This is a genomic window from Streptomyces durbertensis (assembly GCF_014156695.1).
Lineage (GTDB): Bacteria > Actinomycetota > Actinomycetes > Streptomycetales > Streptomycetaceae > Streptomyces > Streptomyces durbertensis.
Genome location: NZ_WMLF01000479.1, coordinates 1 through 3,994 on the forward strand (window position 1 = coordinate 1; position 3,994 = coordinate 3,994).

3 protein-coding genes are annotated in these 3,994 nt (G+C 75.7%); all 3 read left to right on the forward strand.

The window, feature by feature from the left end; all coding sequences use genetic code 11:
- Positions 1-83 precede the first annotated feature (83 nt).
- The 3 genes from GL263_RS22970 to GL263_RS22980 all read left to right on the forward strand — a co-directional run bounded on the left by GL263_RS22970 (position 84) and on the right by GL263_RS22980 (position 3,744).
- Positions 84-989: a TIGR01777 family oxidoreductase gene (locus tag GL263_RS22970; RefSeq protein WP_182857656.1), complete on the forward strand. Its 906-nt coding sequence runs from the start codon at positions 84-86 to the stop codon at positions 987-989.
- 238 nt (positions 990-1,227) lie between these two features.
- Positions 1,228-2,571 carry an NAD(P)/FAD-dependent oxidoreductase gene (locus tag GL263_RS22975; RefSeq protein ID WP_182857657.1) on the forward strand — a complete coding sequence of 448 codons (1,344 nt, stop codon included), beginning with the start codon at positions 1,228-1,230 and terminating at the stop codon, positions 2,569-2,571.
- 138 nt (positions 2,572-2,709) lie between these two features.
- Positions 2,710-3,744 carry a phosphatidylinositol-specific phospholipase C domain-containing protein gene (locus GL263_RS22980; protein ID WP_182857658.1) on the forward strand — a complete coding sequence of 345 codons (1,035 nt, stop codon included), beginning with the start codon at positions 2,710-2,712 and terminating at the stop codon, positions 3,742-3,744.
- Positions 3,745-3,994 lie beyond the last annotated feature (250 nt).

Consider the following 3,994-nt stretch of genomic DNA (forward strand, 5'->3'; position numbering starts at 1 on the left):
ACTCTGCCCGGCACGCGCGGCCGTCGTCCAGCGATATCCGGCGGTGCTCGGCGGGAGGCGGCGGCGTCCCGCAGTATGGGGTCATGCGCATCGCGATCACGGGTTCCTCCGGCCTCATCGGCAGCGCCCTGCTGCGTTCGCTGCGACAGGACGGGCACGAGGTGGTCCGCCTTGTCAGACGGCCGGCCGGGGCCGGCGACGAGGTCGAGTGGGATCCCCGGGCAGGACGCGTCGACACCGCGGGCCTTGTCGGCTGCGAGGCCGTCTTCCACCTGGCGGGCGCCGGCGTCGGCGACAGCCGGTGGACGGAGTCCTACCGGCGGGAGATCCGCGAGAGCCGGGTGCGGGGCACCGCCGCGCTCGCGGAGGCGCTGGCCTCGCTCGACGCGCCGCCGGCGACGCTTGTGTGCGGCAGTGCCGTCGGCTACTACGGCGACACCGGCGACCGCGCGGTGGACGAGGCCGACCCGCCGGGCGACGGCTTCCTCGCGGAGGTGTGCGTGGCCTGGGAGGCGGCCGCCGCACCGGCGACGGCCGCCGGTGTGCGGACCGTGTTCGCCCGGACGGGCCTGGTGGTCGCCGCCGAGGGCGGCGCCTGGGGGAAGCTGTTCCCGATCTTCCGCGCCGGGCTCGGCGGGCGGCTGGGCGACGGCCGGCAGTACTGGAGCCACATCGCGCTGCACGACCACGTCGCCGCCCTGCGGCATCTGCTGGAGACGCCCGGGCTGTCCGGCCCGGTCAACCTCACCGCGCCGAACCCGGTCACCAACCGGGAGGTGACGGCCGCCATGGGCCGGGTGCTGCGCCGGCCCACCGTGGCGGCGGTACCGGCCCCGGTGCTGCGGGTCGCGCTCGGCGGCTTCGCCCAGGAGGTGCTGGGCAGTCAGCGTGTGCTGCCGGTGCGGCTGCTGGAGTCCGGTTTCCGCTTCGCGTTCCCCCGGGTGGAGGACGCCGTCCGCGCCGCGCTGCCCACCGTGGCCGCCCCCTGAGCCGGACGCCGCGGGGGCGGGCTCCGGTACGAGCGGGCTCCCGCGTCGACCCGGCGGGCGGGCGCGTACGGCCGGTGCACGACTCACACGTCTGTGCGACCGCCGTGCGCCCGTGCCCGGGTGGCGTGCTCCTGCGGCGGGTGCGGCGCCTTTCGTAAGGTCGTGGCCGGCGCCCGCATTGATTCGGCCGGTCGCGGGCATCAGCCCGTCATCGGGCCACGACTTTCGGGGAGGGCATGTGCTCGGCACAGCACCCACAACACCCGTACACCGTTCCCAGACCGCCGACGTGATCGTCATCGGCGGCGGCCTCGCGGGACTCGCCGCGGCGCACCACCTGACCGGGGCCGGGCTCGACGTCCTGGTGGTGGAGGCGTCGCCGGCGGTCGGCGGCCGGATGGCCACCACCCGGCTCGACGGCTACCGGCTCGACCACGGCGGGCAGCTGCTCTGCCCGGACTGGCCCGAGCTGAGCAACCTCCCGGCGCTCGGCGCGCTCGCGCTGCGGCCGTTCGCGCCGGGCGCGGTACTGCGGGGCGCCGAGCGCAGCGTCCGGGTCAGCGGCCACCGCACGTTGCGGCCCGGGCGCGGCGTGGCGCCCGCTCGCGGCCGGTCCCGTACGCTCACCGGCGCGCTCGACGCCGCCCGGCTCCGCCACCAGCTCTCCCGGCTGGCCGGCACACCGGTCGAACGCCTCGCGGCCCGCTCGGAGTTGCCGGCCGGACGGGCGCTGGCCGCGCGCGGGGTACCGAGCCGCACGGTCGACGGCATGCTGCGCCCGCTGGTCGGCGCGCTGCTCGGCGATCCGGACCTGAGCAGTTCCAGCCGGGTGGTGGACCTGGCGCTGCGCGGCTTCGCCAGGCGCGGGCTGTGCCTGCCGGCGGGCGGCTCGGCGTCCGTGCCGGAGCTGCTGGCCGGAGCGCTCCCCGAGGGCACGGTGCGGACCGGGGTACGGGCGGTGTCGGTGTCGGTGAACGCCGTCGACACGGCCGCGCACGGACGGCTGCGCTGCCGGGCCGTGCTGATAGCCACCGGCGCCGCCGAGGCGGCCGTTCTGCTGCCCGGCCTGCGGGTGCCGGAGTACCACCCCGTCACGGTGCTGCACCACGCCGCCGACGCCGCCCCGCCGAACCCCGACGGGCCGCTGACCTCGCTGATCATCGACAGTGAACGGCGCGGCCCGGTCGCCCACTCGATGGTGGCGTCCGCCGTCGACCCGTCCCGTGCGCTGCCGGGGCGCACCCTGGTGACCTCCGTGGTCCTCGGCCGCCGCGCGCACGACTCGCTGGCCTGCCTGGACCGCGCGGCCCGCCCCCAGCTCAGCGCGCTGCACGGCGTGGACGCCGGACACTGGGAGCTGCTGGAGGGCTTCCGCGAGCCGCACGCCGTACCGGCGATGCCCGCCCCGCACGACGCTCGGCGGCCGGTGCGGGTACTGGCCGGGCTCTACGTCTGCGGCGACCACCGCGACACCGGCACAGCCCAGGGCGCGCTCTACTCCGCGCGCCGGGCCGCGGGCGCCGTCTGCCGCGACTTCGGCGTCTCGGGCGCACCGGCCGCGGCCCTCCGCCTGGTCGCCTGAGCCATCGGGCTTCTTTGCACAACTCCTTTGTTTTCAGCGAGAGTTCACGCCGCACCTGTGGACAGAACACCTGACTTCCCTACGCTGTCCGGGACCTGATCCCTGCCCGCCCCCACCGGACAGCAAAGGCGGTGCCGCATGCGCCGGTTCACCGTTCCACTCGTCGCGGCGCTGCTCGCCGCCGTCACCGCGCTCACCCCGGCACACGCCCGGGACACCGGCTCGCTCCCCTACCCCGACGGCACCGGCGTCGGCGTGCACAACGCGTACGAGAAGAGCGCGTTCCGGTACCTCGCCGACGCCCTCGACTCAGGCGCCGCGATGCTCGAACTCGACGTGTGGACCAACGGGTTCGGCTCCGGCTGGCGGGTCTCCCACGACACCCCCCTGTGGAACGACAACAACTGCGTGGGCGCCACCACTCCCGACGGCCTCCGCTCCGGCGCGCGGGACCGGCGCCTGGAGGGCTGCCTGTCGGACCTGCGCACCTGGAGCGACGCCCATCCGGGCCACCGGCCGATCCTGCTCAAGTTCGAGATGAAGGACGGCTTCAACGCCGTCGGCGGGCGCGGCCCGGCGGCGTTCGACGCGCTGGTCGACCGCCACCTGGGGCAGAAGGTGTACCGTCCGGCGGAACTGGCGGCCGGCCACCGCGACCTCGACGAGGCGGTACGCGCGAAGGGTTGGCCCAGCCGCGCCGAGCTGGCCGGGCGCTTCCTGATCCACCTCATCCCCGGCACGGTCGAGGAGGGCAACCCGTTCGACACCCTGTGGACCGACCGCGAGTACGCCACACATCTGCGCGACCTGGCGGCCGGCGGCCGACTGGCCTCGGCCACCGCCTTCCCCGCCGTGCACCACGCGGAGGCCGGCGACCCCCGGGTGCGGCGCTACTCCGACGCCTCCCTGCGGCCCTGGTTCGTGGTCTTCGACGGTGACGCCTCCGCGTACACCGACGGCTCGATCGACACCCGCTGGTACCTGCGGCACAACTACCTGCTGGTGATGACGTCCGTGCACCGGGTGCCGCCGGCCATCGACGGACGGAACCCGACGGAGGCGCAGGCGCTGGCCCGGGTCGGGCAGTTGGCCGCCGCCGGGGCGAGCGTCGCCAGCTCGGACTGGGTCGGACTGCCGTCCGTGCTGGCCGCCGTGGTGCCGCGCGGCGGCTGAGCACACCCGCACCCAGCAAAGCACCACTTCGCGGCGGCGTCGCGCCGGCAGGGGCGTCCGGGTACTTCCCGCCGGACACGGTCGCGGGGTGCCGCACGCGGGCCCGGGACCGTGAGAGCAGTAAGTCATGCAGTATGACAAACCTGCTGACAGGTCTGCCTTGTCGTGCCGCCGCACGCTGCTCCGCGGCGCCGCCTGCCTCGGCGTGCTCGGTGTGGTGCGGCTGGCGACCGCGCCCACCGCCCACACG